The 17,474-nt window shown below is 35.1% G+C and carries 17 protein-coding genes; 7 read left to right on the top strand and 10 right to left on the bottom strand.

What is annotated here, in order from left to right:
* Positions 1-11 precede the first annotated feature (11 nt).
* Positions 12-491: a 23S rRNA (pseudouridine(1915)-N(3))-methyltransferase RlmH gene (rlmH, locus tag BN1058_RS00500; RefSeq protein WP_090855823.1), complete on the bottom strand. Its 480-nt coding sequence runs from the start codon at positions 489-491 to the stop codon at positions 12-14.
* A gap of 41 nt (positions 492-532) precedes the next feature.
* Positions 533-982, bottom strand: coding sequence for a MarR family winged helix-turn-helix transcriptional regulator (locus tag BN1058_RS00495; RefSeq protein ID WP_090851291.1), 450 nt, complete (start codon positions 980-982; stop codon positions 533-535).
* Between the two features lie 112 nt (positions 983-1,094).
* Here BN1058_RS00495 and BN1058_RS00490 point away from each other — a divergent pair, with 112 nt between their 5' ends.
* Positions 1,095-1,517, top strand: coding sequence for an organic hydroperoxide resistance protein (locus tag BN1058_RS00490; protein WP_090851288.1), 423 nt, complete (start codon positions 1,095-1,097; stop codon positions 1,515-1,517).
* 159 nt (positions 1,518-1,676) lie between these two features.
* Here BN1058_RS00490 and BN1058_RS00485 read toward each other — a convergent pair whose 3' ends face one another.
* The gene (locus BN1058_RS00485) at positions 1,677-2,243 is read right to left on the bottom strand and encodes an LOG family protein (RefSeq protein ID WP_090851285.1); all 567 of its coding nucleotides are present in this window, start codon (positions 2,241-2,243) and stop codon (positions 1,677-1,679) included.
* A 340-nt stretch (positions 2,244-2,583) separates the two neighbouring features.
* On the opposite strand from BN1058_RS00485, the gene BN1058_RS00480 reads away from it, so the two are divergent.
* From BN1058_RS00480 to mgrA, 6 genes are all read left to right on the top strand, one after another.
* Positions 2,584-3,855, top strand: coding sequence for a M20/M25/M40 family metallo-hydrolase (locus tag BN1058_RS00480; RefSeq protein ID WP_090851283.1), 1,272 nt, complete (start codon positions 2,584-2,586; stop codon positions 3,853-3,855).
* 12 nt (positions 3,856-3,867) lie between these two features.
* Complete coding sequence (locus BN1058_RS00475; RefSeq protein WP_090851280.1) at positions 3,868-4,656, top strand: DUF3100 domain-containing protein; 789 nt, start codon at positions 3,868-3,870, stop codon at positions 4,654-4,656.
* Positions 4,656-5,141 (top strand): hypothetical protein, encoded by a 486-nt coding sequence (locus BN1058_RS00470; RefSeq protein WP_090851277.1) that lies wholly within the window; start codon positions 4,656-4,658, stop codon positions 5,139-5,141. Before BN1058_RS00475 ends, BN1058_RS00470 begins: the two co-directional genes overlap by 1 nt.
* A gap of 133 nt (positions 5,142-5,274) precedes the next feature.
* On the top strand, positions 5,275-5,709 hold the full coding sequence (locus BN1058_RS00465; RefSeq protein ID WP_090855821.1) for a GNAT family N-acetyltransferase: 435 nt from the start codon (positions 5,275-5,277) through the stop codon (positions 5,707-5,709).
* A gap of 188 nt (positions 5,710-5,897) precedes the next feature.
* Positions 5,898-6,257, top strand: a complete 360-nt coding sequence (locus BN1058_RS00460) for a Lin0512 family protein (protein WP_090851275.1) — start codon at positions 5,898-5,900, stop codon at positions 6,255-6,257.
* Between the two features lie 102 nt (positions 6,258-6,359).
* Positions 6,360-7,352, top strand: a complete 993-nt coding sequence (mgrA, locus tag BN1058_RS00455) for an L-glyceraldehyde 3-phosphate reductase (protein WP_090851272.1) — start codon at positions 6,360-6,362, stop codon at positions 7,350-7,352.
* 111 nt (positions 7,353-7,463) lie between these two features.
* On the opposite strand, the gene BN1058_RS00450 is transcribed toward mgrA, so the two are convergent.
* From BN1058_RS00450 to BN1058_RS00415, 7 genes are all read right to left on the bottom strand, one after another.
* On the bottom strand, positions 7,464-8,360 hold the full coding sequence (locus tag BN1058_RS00450; RefSeq protein ID WP_176694401.1) for an anti-sigma factor domain-containing protein: 897 nt from the start codon (positions 8,358-8,360) through the stop codon (positions 7,464-7,466).
* Positions 8,361-9,169: 809 nt separating this feature from the next.
* Positions 9,170-10,132 (bottom strand): mannose-6-phosphate isomerase, class I, encoded by a 963-nt coding sequence (manA, locus tag BN1058_RS00440; protein ID WP_090851263.1) that lies wholly within the window; start codon positions 10,130-10,132, stop codon positions 9,170-9,172.
* A 393-nt stretch (positions 10,133-10,525) separates the two neighbouring features.
* Positions 10,526-12,031: a response regulator transcription factor gene (locus BN1058_RS00435; protein WP_090851260.1), complete on the bottom strand. Its 1,506-nt coding sequence runs from the start codon at positions 12,029-12,031 to the stop codon at positions 10,526-10,528.
* Positions 12,024-13,826: a sensor histidine kinase gene (locus tag BN1058_RS00430; RefSeq protein WP_176694400.1), complete on the bottom strand. Its 1,803-nt coding sequence runs from the start codon at positions 13,824-13,826 to the stop codon at positions 12,024-12,026. Before BN1058_RS00430 ends, BN1058_RS00435 begins: the two co-directional genes overlap by 8 nt.
* 147 nt (positions 13,827-13,973) lie before the next feature.
* Positions 13,974-15,419, bottom strand: a complete 1,446-nt coding sequence (locus BN1058_RS00425; RefSeq protein ID WP_090851254.1) for an ABC transporter substrate-binding protein — start codon at positions 15,417-15,419, stop codon at positions 13,974-13,976.
* Between the two features lie 24 nt (positions 15,420-15,443).
* Positions 15,444-16,352 (bottom strand): carbohydrate ABC transporter permease, encoded by a 909-nt coding sequence (locus BN1058_RS00420; RefSeq protein WP_090855818.1) that lies wholly within the window; start codon positions 16,350-16,352, stop codon positions 15,444-15,446.
* A gap of 130 nt (positions 16,353-16,482) precedes the next feature.
* Positions 16,483-17,412 carry an ABC transporter permease gene (locus BN1058_RS00415; protein ID WP_090851251.1) on the bottom strand — a complete coding sequence of 310 codons (930 nt, stop codon included), beginning with the start codon at positions 17,410-17,412 and terminating at the stop codon, positions 16,483-16,485.
* Positions 17,413-17,474: the final 62 nt, after the last annotated feature.

Genomic DNA, 17,474 nt, shown 5'->3' with positions numbered 1-17,474 from the left:
CTTGTTTACCATCACTTGTGGTACGGTTCTCCCCGATTTATCCGAAAACTCCGATACACCTGCTCCACCAACACCAACCGCATTAACTGATGCGGCAAGGTCATCTTAGAAAAAGACAAGGCAAAGTCGCTTCGTTTCCGTACGGCTTCACTTAATCCAAGTGATCCACCAATTACAAATGTTACCTTACTTTTTCCGTGTGTAGCTAATTGATCCAGTTGTTGTGCCAGTCCTTCTGATGTGAGTTGTTTACCTTGAATCTCTAATGTTATTACATGGCTATCGGCATTGATTTTGGCCAGGATGCGTTCTCCTTCTTTATCCATTACTTCTGTCATTTGTGCTTCGCTTAGATTTTCTGGTGCTTTTTCATCAGGTACTTCAACTAGTTGAATCGTTGCATAGCTCCGTAGTCGTTTGACATATTCCTCAATGCCTTGTTTCAAATACTTTTCTTTCAATTTTCCGACACTTATAATGGTAATATTCATAGGCTTGTCCTCCGGTGATTCCTGCACATTTCCCCCTGTACTTATTGTCCTTTTTCGTTTAATTCGTGTAAGGAATGTAGCATTTTCATTAAGGTTTGTTTTACTTGTTCCATTTCTTCTGGTTCGGCGTCAACATTTTCTAATAAACGAGCAGGGATGCAGGCTGCTTGTTCTTTTGCTTCTTTCCCTTTGATAGTTAATGTAACAACCACGCTTCGTTCATCAGCCGCGGATCGTTTTCGAACAATTAACTGATTTTCCTCCATCCGCTTCAGCATAGGTGTTAGTGTGCCTGAATCTAAATATAGCCGTTTGCCTAGCTCTTTTACGGTAATCCCGTCTTTTTCCCACAGCACTAATAACACAAGATATTGCGGGTAAGTCACTTGCAGTTCTTCTAATAGCGGGCGGTAGCGTTTGGTTATTTCACGTGTTGTCGCATAAAGCGAAAAGCATAATTGATCTTCTAATTTTAATAGTTGGTCTGTCATCGTTCATCACTCCTTTCGTTATTATAACAAAAAAAAGATCGTTTGACTTTAGCAATTAAATTGTGTACAATCTAATTGTGTAAAATTAAAATAGTTACAGGAGGTTATTTACTTGTTTAATACGCTTTATACTGCAAAATCAACGGCTGAAGGTGGTCGCCAAGGTACAGTTAAATCTTCAGATCAGGAGTTAGATTTAGCTCTTTCTATGCCAAAAGGGCTTGGGGGGACAGAAGCTGCGGGTACGACCAATCCGGAACAATTATTCTCAGCTGGGTATGCGGCTTGTTTTGATGGTGCCTTACATTTGGTTGCTGACGAACAAAACAAAAAAATCACTTCTCATGTGACTGCTGAAATAAGTATTGGGAAAGATGATGATGGATTAGGCTTAGCTGCAAAAATTCATGCTACGATTGAAGGTGTATCTCAAGAGGAAGCAGTTGAGTTAGTGAAAGCTGCTCATCAGGTTTGCCCATATTCCAGAGCAACCCGTGGTAATATTGATGTAGAAATTAGCGCAACCGCTATTTAAATTTGATATAAAAAATAAGAAAATGAACGAACACAAGAAATGATTCCCACAACTTATTGGAATCATTTCTTTTTTTGCTAGAGAAATAGATCAACTAAAAAACATCCCATCGTGCAATCCAAGCACATGAGACGTTTTTGTGAATAATATTTTAATTGTTTATGACCACTTATCAATGTACTTACCTTGATAATTTTTTAACCGATCAATCAATTGTTCCGGGTTATTTTCCATCACAATTAACTCTCGATAAGCTTGTTTGACAAAACCTTGTTCGACCATATGATCAAACAATGTCATGATTGGTTGATAATACTGATTGATGTTAAGTAGCGCACATGGCTTCTGATGATAGCCAATTTGTGCCCAAGTGAATACTTCAAACCACTCTTCTAATGTACCTGTTCCTCCAGGTAGGGCAATAAAGCCATCTGCATATTCAGCCATCATTGCTTTTCGTTGATGCATCGTTTCAACAACATGTAGTTCTGTCAGCTTTTCATGGGCAATCTCTACACTCTTTAGTTTTTCAGGGATTACGCCAATAACTTTTCCGCCATTTTCTAGCACACCATCTGCTACAGCACCCATGCAACCAACATTAGAACCGCCATATACTAGCCCAATGTTTGCATCAGCTAAGCAATTTCCTAATTTACGCGCTTCCTTCATATATATCGGATCATTTCCTTCACTAGACCCACAATATACCGCTAAACGTTTCATCTCTTTCCCCTCACTTACTCATTGTTTTTGTAGAAATTAGCATGATTAACAATTATCTTTTTGTATATTCTAATATATGCCACTTATTTTAATATAAGATAAACGGATGTGAAAGACGAGCTGAAGATCCACTAATTGAATAACTTGTCTAAATGTTCCTTATACCGTATATTCTTCCTAATTTTTCAATTAAACAAGTGACAAAATTATTAAAATCCGAACATTATATTGATTTTTTTAATTCAAAGTTCGAAAATGGGTTGACGATCTTTGTCGAGTGATGATATAAATAGTACTATTAGTTTAGCAATTATCTTTTAAATAAAACGAGGTGACGCTAATGGATTTCACAAAGCAATATGACACAATCAAAAAAATAGCAGATCAGATCTATGCGAATCCTGAATTAGGTTATAAAGAAACAAAAACAAGAGAACAAATTATCCATTATCTAAAGCAAGTAAATCCCAATATCGAACTAAGTGATTTTAGTACGACGGGTTTCAGAACGACTTTAGGAAATGAAAAAAAAGCACTCCACATTGCGTTCATTGCAGAGCTTGATGCGGTATATGCACCGTCTCATTTCCGAGCAGATCCTGAGAATGGTGCTGCACATAACTGTGGCCATTACACACAGGTTGCTATTGCACTGGCATTGTATCAACAACTGTTTGAAAGTAAGGAATATGAAAACTTTGATTACAACCTGTCCTTTATTTTTGTTCCAGCGGAGGAATATTTAGATTTACCGTATAGAGAACAGCTTCGTAAGGAAGGAACCATTGAATATTATGGTGGTAAACCTGAGGCAATGCGACTAGGTGTGTTCGATGACATTGATTTGGCTATTTGTGTACATGCCATTGGTGGAGAATTCGATAAGCGAACCATTGAAATCAATTGTGATTTGGCTGGTTTCTTATATAAAAAGTATCATTTTAAAGGGAAAGCAACACATGCCGGTTTTGATCCATTTTCTTCTGTGAATGCGTACAATATCTCTACTTTGTTTAATACAGCAGTAGGACTATCTCGTCAACAACTGGATGAAAAAGAACAAGTGCGCATTAACCCGATTGTGATGGATTCAGATATGTCTACCAATGTGATTCCAAATCATATTACCGTTGGGACAGATCTTCGCACACAGTCCGTTGGTTATATGAAGGAAGTAGCGAAACGATTGGATGCCGCTGCAACTGGATCTGCCCAAGCATTAATGGGTGAGGTTGCGATTGATACTCAAATGGGATATTTACCTTTCAAACAAGATCATTATTTATCCACATTTGTGGCAGCTGCTTTTGAAAAGAACAACACGATTGATGAGATGATGAATAACAATGCAATCAGTGCAGCTGGAGATATCGGTGACTTATCTTATATGATGCCTTGTATTCAAATTGGTTATAGTGGTTTTACTGGTACGATTCATGGCGATGATTTCATTGATGTGGATCCGACATTTATTTATAGTCTGTTTCCAGCATTTCTAGCAGAGGTTTTAGATGAAATGAATGGAAAGATAGACAAAGAAAAGCTATATCGAAGAACGTATCAAGAGTATGTAGATTTAATTACATCAATTACAAACCAACAAGAGAATTAGGGGGATAAGAGAATGAAGGGGAATTTTATTTTATTATTAGTCTATGCTGTACTTGTTATTACGGCTGCTGAATGGATTGGTTTTCAAACGATTTCGATTGGATCAATTTCCATTACTTTGCTTCCGTTAGTTTTTGCCATTTTAATTACCATGTTTTTAGCTATTAAAGTGTTTCGTGTTGGATTTATGAAAAAAATCTACAGTAAAGAGAATGTTGGCTTTGCTAGTAAGTATCTTATTTTTATTATGCTTCCACTTATGGCAAGATACGGTGCAGATGTTGCGCCACAAATTAAAGACATTTTGCAAGTTGGTTGGGTATTTATCATTCAAGAACTTGGTAATTTAGGTACTGTCTTGATTGGTCTACCAATTGCCGTTTGGATTGGACTACGTCGTGAAGCAATTGGTGCGACACTTGGAATTGGCCGTGAAGGTGAATTGGCTTATATCTCTGAAAAATACACCCTTGAATCGAAAGAGGGACGCGGTATACTGTCTTTATATATTATTGGAACATTATTTGGTGCATTATTTTTCAGTATTTTTGCGCCAATCTTACTTGACATGGGTCTACGTCCAGAAGCTTTAGCAATGGCTGCTGGTGTGGGATCAAGTAGTATGATGACTGGTGCTTCTTCTACACTAGTCGCTCGATTACCTGAAATGGAAAGTACCATTTTATCCTATGCTGCTGCAAGTCAATTATTAACAAGCTTTTTAGGTACCTTCACCATGATTTTCTTAGCGGTACCGTTGCAACAATTCATGTATAAACTTTTGGTAAGAGGTGATCGATAATGGAGAAGGGCTTAAACCAATACGTTAAATATGCACTTGTACTACTACTCAGTGTCGGATTAATTTTATTCACACAAGAACTCAAAGTATTAAAATATCCAAATAGTACACCAATTACTGGCATGACCATTGCCGGGCTTGCAAGTCTATGGTTATTTTCCATGATTGGTATCGGTATTTCTAATCTGTTAAGTAAATCAAAAATTAGCTTTATTCGAAATTTCCCTATTCTTGGTTGGGTATCGATTACTTCATTAATTATGTGTTTGCTTTTTGACTTTTTCGTTACAGCGATTCAAGCAGTTGATTTCCTTTCAATTACAACGCCTATCTTAACTTTTGCTGGTATTTCCGTGGCGGATCGTTTAGTTGATTTACGAAAAACTTCTTGGAAAGTTGCGATTGTTGCCGTATTTGTCTTTGTTGGTACGTATGTTGGAAGTGCCTTATTAGCACAATTCGGATTAATGATTGCAGGAAAATAAAGCATATCAGGGTTGATGATCATTTTAGAACGCACACAATGTAGCACCGCTATGTTGTGTGCGTTTTTTATATGTCCATCAAACAATATATGGTAAAATAGGCACTAACAAAACAACGGGAAGGTGATTGTTTATTAAACAAATAACGATAGAAGTATTGGAAACGGAAGAAGAGCTTAAAGAGGCATTTCCGATTGTACAAGAGCTTCGAGGGCATTTGGATGAACAACAGTTTTTAGCGTTGGTGCAAGAGTCACAAGTGAAACATCAATATCAAATGCTTGCACTATATTATAAAGGAAAGATTGCAGCTGTCATTGGTTTTAAACCGATGATTACGCTCTACTATGGTCGGTTTGTTTGGATATGCGATTTAGTTACCACGACCGATGAGCGATCTAAGGGTTTTGGTGATATGCTACTAAGTTATGTGGAAGATTGGGCAAAGGAACGTCATTATCAAGCAGTGGCACTATCATCTGGATTACAACGAACAGATGCACATCGTTTTTATGAGGAAAAGATGGGGTATGATTCGGTTAGCTATGTGTTTAAGAAGGATTTGTGAATGGAGTAGATGTCTTTCTACTAAATCATAAGATAAGCAAAAATGAACCGAAAAACGATTTAGGGTATTTCCTAGGAAATAAAAATTGATTTTGCTTAGTGTGTTTAACAGAAGTATGATATTTTAAATCACTTTTGAACAATAGTATAATAGAGGACAAACATACTCATAAACGAAGGAGGATTCACATGGAACATATTATTTTTGTAGAAACTGGTGTCGGGATTGATACACATGGACAAAATGTGACTAAGGCGTCCGTCCGTGCAGTAGAAAATGCGATTCACTATAATTCCATGCCTGGGTTAAAAGATTATTTACCTGGTAAGTCGCTAGACAATATGAAAGTGAATGTTAAGCTAGCTGTTCCTGCGGATAAAGAAAACGTTGATATAGAAACAATTCGTAAAGAAATTCCATACGGAACAGTTACAGTCGAAATTGTGGATGGTGGTATGGCAACGACTAGTGGGATTATATTAGAAGAACAAGATGATAAAAATGATCTCATGTATATTGTTAATGCTGCCGTTGAAGTTGGCTATTAATCTTTCGTCATGGAATCTTCTTTATTTTAGATGAAATAAAGGAGATTCTATTTTTTTATTGAATTAATAATGTAGTACACCTTTAAAAAGGAGATGGATCACATGACATATATTGCAGCAACAGATCGATACGAACAGGTTCCATATCATCGTGTTGGTCATTCTGGATTAAAACTCCCAGCTATTTCTCTTGGATTATGGAACAATTTCGGTGGAACTGATGCGGTTGAAAATCAACGTGCCATGCTTCAACGGGCATTTGATTTGGGCATCACACATTTTGACTTAGCAAATAATTACGGACCTCCACCAGGATCAGCTGAAGAAAATTTCGGCAATATTTTAAAAAAAGATTTTCAACCTTACCGTGATGAATTAATCATATCAACCAAAGCAGGTTATAAAATGTGGGATGGTCCCTATGGCGATTGGGGCTCAAAGAAATATTTAATCTCTAGTTTAGACCAAAGTTTAAAGCGTTTACAATTAGACTATGTTGATATCTTCTATCATCATCGTCCTGATCCGGATACACCGTTAGAGGAAACAATGGCTGCACTTGACCTGGTCGTTCGTCAAGGTAAGGCATTATATGTTGGCATATCTAACTATTCTGCAGGCGAAACAGAAAAAGCAATTGAGATTTTACAACGGCAAGGTACACCGTTTATTATTCATCAAGCTGCCTATTCCATGCTAAATCGTTGGGTTGAAGATGGATTAACGGATGTGTTAGAAAAAGGAGGGGCTGGATGTATTGCGTTTGTACCATTAGCACAAGGATTGCTAACGAGCAAGTATATAAAAGGCATTCCAGATGATTCTCGTGCAGCAAAAGCGCATATTCCTTTTCTTAATGAAAAAGACATCTCGATGGATGTCATAGAAAAAGTAAAGAAATTAGATGCGGTAGCAAAAGATCGTGGACAATCCCTTGCTCAAATGGCACTTGCATGGGTACTACAAGAAAAAACGGTTGTATCTGCACTGATCGGCGCTAGTCGTGTAAGTCAAATTGAAGAGAATGTAAAAGCACTAGACAATACTTCTTTTACTAAAGATGAATTGTCGCTAATTAATCAAATTTTGGGTTAAAGTAATCAATTAAAAAATAAAAGCCGAGTGATAAAGGGATCATCTAATTATCACTCGGTTATTTATTTAGATAGATTAACAATATGATAAAACATATGGTGTGCTAGTTTATTAATTTTCTTGATTTTTACGTTTTTCTTTATTTGGCTTGGCAGATTTTTTTGATTGATCTGGTTTATTTTTATTTAATTTATTGTTTTTATCCTTTTTATCGATAGCGCGTTGATTGGATGGATTATCTTTGTTTTGCTTTTGCTTCTTGTCAATTGAGTTATGTTTATCTTTTTCTTTCGCTTTATTATTTTCTGTTTTTTTCGATGTACTTGGATTTTCCTTTGGTTTCTTTTCCTTACCATTCTTTTGCCATCCATTGACTTGTTCAACGTTTTCCTTTAACGCATCATACGCATCTTTTGATAATTCTTTTATTTCTATATTTGCTTGAACGGACTCAGTCTCTACCTGACTAGCAAGCTCATCCTGTAAGTGTTGTTCAAACGCAATTTCTTTTTCATTTAGCGAGACAATTGAACTAGCAATGTTTCCATTTTTATTCAAAAATCCAGATACAATACTCTGTTGGATAAATTGGTGTGAAAAATCATATAATGTTGTATAGTCTTTACCTATCGTTTGTAATAATTGTTCTGCTTCCTGATTTAAAGGGTGTACTTCTAGCACATCTAAATTGCTGTCAACGACTACCTCAACACTTGGATTAATTTTTAACATAATTGCATATGAGGCTTCTGTTGGACGAGCAGTAAAAAAGGTAACCGCAGTTACTATAAGAAAAATGATCGCTATTAGTGCAACGATACGAGGCATATAAATGATTCGTTGTTTTTTTGTTGGCACATCTAATGTCGAAACAGTAATTTTTTCACCAATTTGAGGGACATATTCATTTGTTCGTTTTATCTTTTTAAAATCACCCTCATCGGTTAAAATAATATACTGTTTTTTATTTACTTCCATTACTATGCCGTGTAATTTTTCTTGAGTCATGATGCCACACCTTTGCATTTTGATCTATTATGACTATTATGTACGTCTTGTTAAGCTACTTGTATGTCCTTGGGTTATCTAGAAATACAGTTTAACATATTAATTTATAAAGGAGAACGCTTACAGTTGTTGTGCATTGACTATAGTAAAAACTATTGGTGCCATTATTAATAAAAATCGTATGTTATACAATGAGCTTAATCACAGTGCATCTAGATTGTAGCAGTTTCTAGCGTGATTGGGTTAAAAAATTTTCATTGTTAGATTATATAAGGAGCTACATATATTATTTCGTACAAATAGTTATGGTTTCGTCCAGATGTAAGATACTTTTCAACATGAATGAACGATAAATTTTGTTTTTCGTACACGCGTGCCTTATTTTCTTACCCGAGTGTTCGATATATCCACTTTTTCGTACACATGTACTTTTTTTCCTTGCCCGAGCGTTCGATATATCTACTTTTTCGTACACACGTACTTTTTTTCCTTGCCCAAATGTTCGATATATCCACTTTTTCGTACACACGTACTTTTTTTCCTTGCCCAAGTGTTCGATATATCCACTTTTTCATACACACGTACTTTTTTTCCTTGCCCGAGTGTTCGATATATCCACTTTTTCGTACACTCACACTTTTTTTCTAACTCCAGTGAACGATTAAACCATTTTGGCACCCACATCTTCATTTTTATAATTGATTAATCAATTACATCATATCATCACAAGTTATCCACATGAGTCACGATGATACATTTCCTACCTAACAAAAAAACTACGCCTAGTACAGGACGTAGTTTTAATCTGTTTATGTTGTTGGATGGGATACAAGAAATTCTGCTTTTCCACTTAAATGAAAATCATTGATCGTTGCAGGAATAACAAAATGATCTCCTTTTTTAATATCAAAGGTCTTCTCATTCATTGTAAGGGTAGCTTGTCCTTCGACTAAACTTACTTGTAAGAAATCAACTGTGCGTGTTTGATTTACTTCACCATCTAGGTCCCAATGATATACTGTGAAATACTTTTCTGTTACTAGACGTTTTGCAGTCAGCCCTTCTATTTCTTCTACCTTTTGATCATAATCTGGTGTTTCATGTGGGATAGATGTTACTTCAATCGCAGCATCTAAGTGTAATTCACGTGTGTTTCCTTCTGCATCTGTTCGGTCATAATCATACACTCGGTATGTAATATCTGAACTTTGTTGTGTTTCTAGAACGACCAAACCTTTTCCTATTGCATGAATAGTACCACTAGGAACATAAATAAAATCACCAGCCTGTACTGGAACGCGACGTAAGAGGTGATCCCAATTTCCATCTGCAATCATTTGTTTCAATTCATCTCTTGTTTGTGCATGATGTCCACAAATCATCTCTGCATCTTCATCAGCTGATAGTACATACCAACATTCTGTTTTTCCATAAGGCTGATCTTCTACTTCACGTGCATATGTATCGTCGGGATGTACTTGAACGGATAGATCAGCATCTGCATCTAATATTTTTATTAATAATGGGTAAGCTTCATTGTTATCCACTGATTTATTAAAAAGCTCTCCATATTGTTCCCATGCATCTAATAGTGTTTTGCCAGCTAACTCACCATTTTTTATTTGACTTGGGCCATTTGGGTGTGCAGATATTACCCATGCTTCTCCTGTATGTTCATATGGGATATCATAGTTAAACGCTGTTTTTAACTTTTGACCACCCCAAATGCGTTCTTTAAAAACAGGTTGTAGGAATAACGGTTCTTGATACATAATACGTATCCTCCTTTATATCTTTTACCTCTATATTCTATCACAGCATACTACAAATGCACGATGAACAAATTAGTTGTTTATGCATAACAATTGTCCACAGTTTTGTTCACAGCAATCCTGCACAAGGGGTTATCAACAGATGTAAACAGGTTATTAACAGGATTTCCACTATTTTTAGTTATATTAACAGACAGCTAGCTGGCTATTTTGTATAAGATCAATTGTTCGCTACTAAATATAGAAAGTTATCCTCAAGTTTATGCACAGGGTGTGAATAACTTTAAGGGGTTATCCACCATTTCTTATCAAATCCCTTATTATATCCGTATTTTTAGTTATTCACCTGTGAATAACTTCCCTTTTTCTTTTCCTAATCATGCTTATATCTATTCATATCTTTCGCCATTTACTTGGTGTTGCCCCTACATTTTTCTTAAATTGTTTATAAAAATAAGTCGTATCCGAATAACCAACAATGATTCCAATTTCACCAGCTCGATAATGCGTTGTTTTCAATAATTCCTTTGCCTTTTCTAATCGATAACGATTTAAATATTCAGAAAAGACAACACCCAATTCTTTTTGAAACAACTGCCCTAAATAAATTGCATTCACATGAAATTGTTGACCTAATGTTTTTAACGAAATCCCCTTATTATAATGTGTATGAATATAATCCAGCACATTTTGAACAATTGGACTTCGTTCACTCGTTTGCTGATGAATAGATAGCATTAATTCATGACAGTATTCTTTTAAAATCTCTTTTAGTTGACCGACGTCTTGACTATAAGCTATTTTTTCCACAGAAGCTGTATAATAGGAAAGATCATCCGTTTTAAGTGAATAATGAATACAGGAAATAAAATCAAATGTATATCTCCTGGCTACTTGTGGAGAGATATACTTGGAATGCTTAATTAAATCTTGAAAGAAATCGTCGATCACCTTTATCGAATCACCATCTGGTTGCAACAGTTGCTTAACGATATCATCCTTGAAGGCTTGTTGCTTCTTCAATTCATCCTGTTTGTCTACTACGAAACGCTCTGAAATAAGGACATTGGGATGTGAATACAATTCAAGCAAACTACACTCTATTGCATTTGTAAAACTATCCTCAATTCCTTCCATTGTGTTCACTGACTTTCCCATCGATAAATAAAAGAAGCCTGTATTATTTTGTTCTGTTTTTAAATAATCCACTAATGCTTGATTATAATAAAATAATTGTTCTTCGCTGGAACCTTCAAAAATAATTAATAATTCTTGGTTTGGACTATAAAGACAAGCAGCTGTATAGTTAGATTCAATATAATTTCTTATGTCTTTCGTTGTTTGTGTATGGTGATAATTTTCAAAGCTTAAAATGGACACATTAAAAAAAGGATATTCAAACTGAACGTTATATAAAGACAATCTTTCCAGGCAATCATGTTTATCAATTTCTCCATTTAAAAATTGCCATAGTGTATTATCTTTTAATGTAAAGGACTGCTCTGACTGATTCTTACTATTTATAGCATTCATTTTTTGTCCGATATTTTGAATCGTCGTAACCAATTCATTTTCATCTACGGGTTTTACCAAATAGTTTTCAACACCTAATAACAAGCTCTGTTTAATATATTTAAATTCTTGGTAACCGGTTAATACAATACTTTTAATATGTGGCTGAACTTTTGCTGCTTCTTTAATCAACTCTAAACCAGTCATTTCATCCATTAAGATATCGGTAATAAGTAGATCAATGGTGTTATCCATTAAAAAATCTAGCGCCTGTTCTCCACTTTCTGCAGTTGCTACAATTTCAAATCCATAGTCTTCCCAATTTAATAATGCTTGCATTCCCATTGTAATCATTGATTCATCATCGACAATAAGTACTTTATACATGGCTATCACCTCTTTTAGGTATTGATAGTGTCACAACCATTCCATTATCTTCTTTACTTTGCAACGTAAGACCAAATAGATCCCCATATTTCAGCTTTAATCGTTGGTGGATGTTTCTTAAGCCGATGGATCTCACTTCTTCTTTTTCTTCAGATTCAATATATTGAACAATTTTTTCAAGTTGCTCTTCTGTTATTCCTTTACCATTATCTTCAACAATAATTTTTATCATATCATCAAAGTTATCCACACGTATGACCAACGCATTATCCGATCGATCCTTCTTAAAACCATGAACAAAATAATTTTCAATAATTGGCTGTAAAATCAACTTCTGCACGAGTGTTTGTTTTGCATCACTAGGAACATCAAAGTGTACGTCTAATTTATTAGGATATTTAAATTGCATTAATTTTAAGTACTGGCTCACATTTTCGATTTCCGTGTATAATGGAACGGTATCTCTTGGTTCTAACGAATAGCGGAATAATTTTGATAAATGGAAAATCATTTTGCTAGATGTCTGTGATCCCTCAACAATGGCAACCATTCGTATTGCTTCCAGTGTGTTAAATAAAAAATGCGGATCGATTTGTGCCTGAAGTGCTTTTAATTCTGCCTGTTGCTGCTTCATATGAAGTAAATAAAATTGATCAATATAATTATTTAATTCATTTAACATCGAATTAATGTTAACGGCTATTTCTGATAATTCATCTTTATGTTTTGATTCAGGGATTCTTGCATCTAGATTTCTCTCTTCGACTTGGCGAATAACAGACACAATTGTTTGGATTCGCCTAGAATAGTTAAATGTAATGGAATAGGAGATTAAAATGGCAATAATAATCAGCAAGATAATAACAAGCCACATGGTTCCTCTTATGATCGATAACTTTGCCCAACCTTTATCAGGGATCACACTTATGTACGTATAATCTCCCTTGTTTGCAATTGTATTGATATAATAATTTTCGTTTTTCCACTTTAATTCCGTTTCATTTGTTTCATGTTTTATTTGATTCAGAATACCCAAAGGTACCCCTTTATTAAGGGAATAAGCGATTTCATCATTTGCATCAAGCAAAAAGAAAGAGGTCGATATCCCTTGACGCTTTTCTAAAATTCTGTCTATACGATTGGTTGAAAAATAAAACGAAATTTCACCAATTCGTTGAAGGGTAACTGGATTGTTAATTTCTCTTTTTATCGTAATTGTATTTTTTAATTTACGTTGATTTAATGGGCTGTCCTTTTTAGGCTCTGGCATGGCCTTTGCAATTAATGTGTCTAAAATCATATCGTTACCAACAATACTGTTATGCCAGCGAATGTTATTATTAACTAATAAATATTCAATGGTAGGGTCCTCTAAGGAATGTAGACTAATAGCATTTAAATCACTATCTTGGCTAAAATAGCTATTAAAATACGTTTCAATATTATCGGGTACAAAAGAGTTATCTTTTGAGAATTGATCAAGACGATATTCTAAATATTTAACATAACCATTATGAAGAGCAAAGGAAATGTGATCAATCATCCCCTCTTTCATGTACAAACCCCTTATCGACTTTTTTATGTCTAAATCTTTATCTGACAAATAATCTTCTACTCTTTCTATTGTTCGAGTATTGATATTAACTTCCTTCTGAATGATAATGTCTGAATAATAGTTTGTTATTGTAACAATTAATATAATGACAGTTAAAACGATCGTAATAGAAGATATTAAAAATAATCGATTAAACACATTATGCGTAAAGCGTCCTAGCCCCATTCTCCACATTTTCATATTGATATCCTCAAATTCAACATTATTTTTTTTAATCATAGCATAATACATTTAAATAACATATGAGCCTGGGTTACCATTTACTACAAATAAACTTGAAATAAAATCAAGCTGGTATATTTCACCCAGCCTGATTTTCATCTATTGTTATTGCTTACTTTTCCACTCATCAAATTGCTTTTGGATTTCTTGTAACACTTTATCAAGCCCTGCGTCTTTTAACTTTTCATTGTACTTAGGGAGATATTCTTCTGGATCTACAGAACCTGTTGCCAATGCTGGGTAAAACTCATTAGAAATATTAGTAATGGCTGCAAGCTCTGTTCTAACCGGATCACTGTTAAAATGGAACCCAAGTGTTGGTGCTTCTGTAGCAGATTCATTAAAGTCTTGGAATTTATCCCACTTATCTTTAGGATCATTTTCATATAGATACAAGATAAAGTGATTTCCTAAAGAATACGTTGGTACGTTATAACGTTCAATTCGTGCTGGTAGATCTTGAATGACATCATCTTCATTCTTTGTATAGTGCACATCCTCGATTCCCTTATCGACAAGGTTACGAAGGTATGGATCTGTGTTAAGTAGATTTAAGAATTCCATTGCTTTTTCTGGGTTGTCTGAAGTTGCCGAGATCGCTTGAATGGCACCAGATACAGAGTCATTAATAGTAACAGGTTGTTCAGCAGGAACGGAAACAACATCATACTTAGCTGCACGGCTCCATAGTAGATCAGCATATGGCTGAGAATCTCCCATACGAACAAACCAGTTTTCTACATCCATTGGCCAACTATCTTTACTTGTCGCTGCATCTTGTTTCAAGTATCCAGCGTTAAAATATTCATGCATCGTTTTATATGTTTCCATCGTTAAATCAGATTCAAAATGATTAATTACTTTATCTGTGTCCCCTTCGAATGGGATTGCAAACGGCATTTCATGATTAAAGATATAATCATATGGTAGATAAGCATTAAATGTTGCCATCGGTGTAATACTAGGCTCATTTTCTTTAATCACTTTCAACATTGGTTCAAGATCTTCTAACTTACTAACCTTTGAAATATCGAAATCATACTTTTCTACTAGACGTTTATTAAATGTATAGACGGTTTGTCTTGCTGCCTCTTTATTAGAAGGAACACCGTATATTTTACCGTTAACTTTAATCCCTTCTAAAAGCGTTGGATTAATGGTATCTTTAAGATCCTTTCCTTCATCATCTAACATATCATCAATTGCTATAAATGCACCTTTTTGTGCGTTTTGAATATAGTCTGTTCCATTTGTAAAAATAATATCGAATGGTTCACCTGAGTTGATCATTACTTGAGATTTTTGATCCCAATCACCCCAGTCAATTTGTGTCATTTCTACTGTAGCGTTAATTTTATCTTTTATATACGTATTCACTTCTTCAAATACTTTCTCTGTATCTGGTTGTGGCGTTCCAACGGTATACCATTTAATTTCATATGTTTCCCCGTCTTCTCCATTTTTTGCTGTGCTTTTCTCATCACCACACGCAGTAAGTACCATACCAATTAATACGAATAACGCTAATAAAACCCCCAACTTCTTCTTCATTTCCTCACTCCTCTTTTTTGTTGTTTATTCTTTAACGCCACCAATAGTAAGTCCGCTTATAAAGTACTTTTGGAAAAACGGATACGATACCGCAATTGGTAAGGTGGCAATTACAACCATAGCCATTTTTGCTGATTCTTGTGGGATCGTGCTAAACAAACTTTGTTGCATGTTAGCTACGTCCATATTTTCTCTCATAAACTCGAGATTTGATTCTATTTTCATTAGTAACGATTGAAGCGGTACTAAATCAGGATCATTGATATAAAGTAGCGCTTGAAACCAATCATTCCAATAGCCAAGTGTACTAAATAATGCAATTGTCGCAATCCCTGGTAATGAAAGTGGGAATATAATCTGGAAGAAGATTCGCCACTCACTAGCGCCATCAATGCGGGCTGATTCTAGAATCGACTCAGATACAGATTTCATAAAGAATGTCCTCATAATAATAATATAGAAAGCATTCATCGTCAGTGGTAGAATCAATGCCCACACCGTATCTTTTAATTCAAGGAACTGGGTTACGACAATATACATTGGTACTAAACCACCACTGAAAAGCATGGTAAAGAAAGCAAACATGGTAAAAAATCGTCGGTACTTAAATTGCGGCCTTGAAATGGCATATGCATAAAAAGTAATCATTAATACACTAATGGCTGTTCCGACAACAGTAACAAAAATTGTTACACCATAAGACCGAAACAACTGCCCTTTCATACTCCATAAGTATTGATATGCCTCACCACTCCAAGCCTCTGGTATGAGCTGGAATCCATTTTTCACAATAGTTTCTTCACTAGTTAAAGAGATAATAACAACATAAATGAACGGGAATATACATGCAATTGCCAAAATACCTAACAATACAGTAATAATTTTATTTACGAATGGGTGTAGATGTTGAGGATCTCGATATTTTTTCCTCATGGTCTTGGTCCGACCTCCTTTCTTTATTGCTGATGAATGTGAATGTTCAATCGGTGTTTGGTCGTTAGCAAGTTTTGACATATGAAAGGCCAGGTGGCCGTTCCCCCCTTCTTAGAAAGCATAGTGCCAATTAAAACAGGGCACTTTCTTCATCAATTTTTCTTACAATATAGTTCGTGATAATAACAAGAATAAAGCCAACAACTGACTGATAAAGACCTGCCGCTGTACTCATGCCAATATCACCTAAATTCATTAACCCTCGATAAACGAATGTATCAATTACATTTGTGACGGAGTATAATGCGCCTGAATCCCTTGGTACTTGATAAAATAAACCAAAATCCGAATTAAATATTTTACCTATATTCATAATTGTTAAGATAATCATTAACGGTTTTAGCATTGGGATCGTAATGTTCTTAATTTGATTCCATTTGGATGCACCATCAATCATGGCTGCCTCATAATACGTTCGATCAATTCCAACGATAGATGCTAAATAAACGATACTTCCATAACCGACACCCTTCCACAGACTCATAAATACGATAATAAATGGCCAATATGTTGGTTCGCTATACCATGAGACAGGATCAATGTTGAACCATCCTAGTACATAATTTAACAACCCATAATCTGCACTTAAAAAAGTGAAAACAAAGTAACTTCCAATAACCCAAGAGATGAAGTGAGGGAATAGAATGGAAGTCTGATAAAATTTGGACAACCTTTTATTCAACATCTCACTAAGTAAAATAGCTGTTGCTACTGCAAATACAAGCCCTAATACAATAAAGATAGTATTATACACAAGTGTATTTCTCGTAATAATCCAAGCGTCATTTGTACTAAATAGATATTTAAAGTTCTCAAAACCCACCCATTCACTATTAATAACACTTGCAAAGAAGCCGTCTGGATCTATCCGGAATTTTTTAAAAGCTAATACTTGCCCAAACATTGGTAGATAGGCAAATATAAGTAGCCAAATCGTTCCCGGTAAAACCATAAGAAGCCATGTTCGATTTGTGTATATATCGCGTGCAATTTTTTTCATGTTTCTCCTCCTTCACATCTGATAGAATTTCGGCATTTTGATTATTTAAATGTAACAAACTA

It is taken from the genome of Paraliobacillus sp. PM-2, from assembly GCF_001368815.1.
Taxonomy (GTDB): Bacteria; Bacillota; Bacilli; order Bacillales; family Amphibacillaceae; genus Paraliobacillus.
The sequence above is the reverse complement of the archived record's forward strand: the minus strand, read 5'-3'. Positions and strand labels throughout refer to the sequence as shown.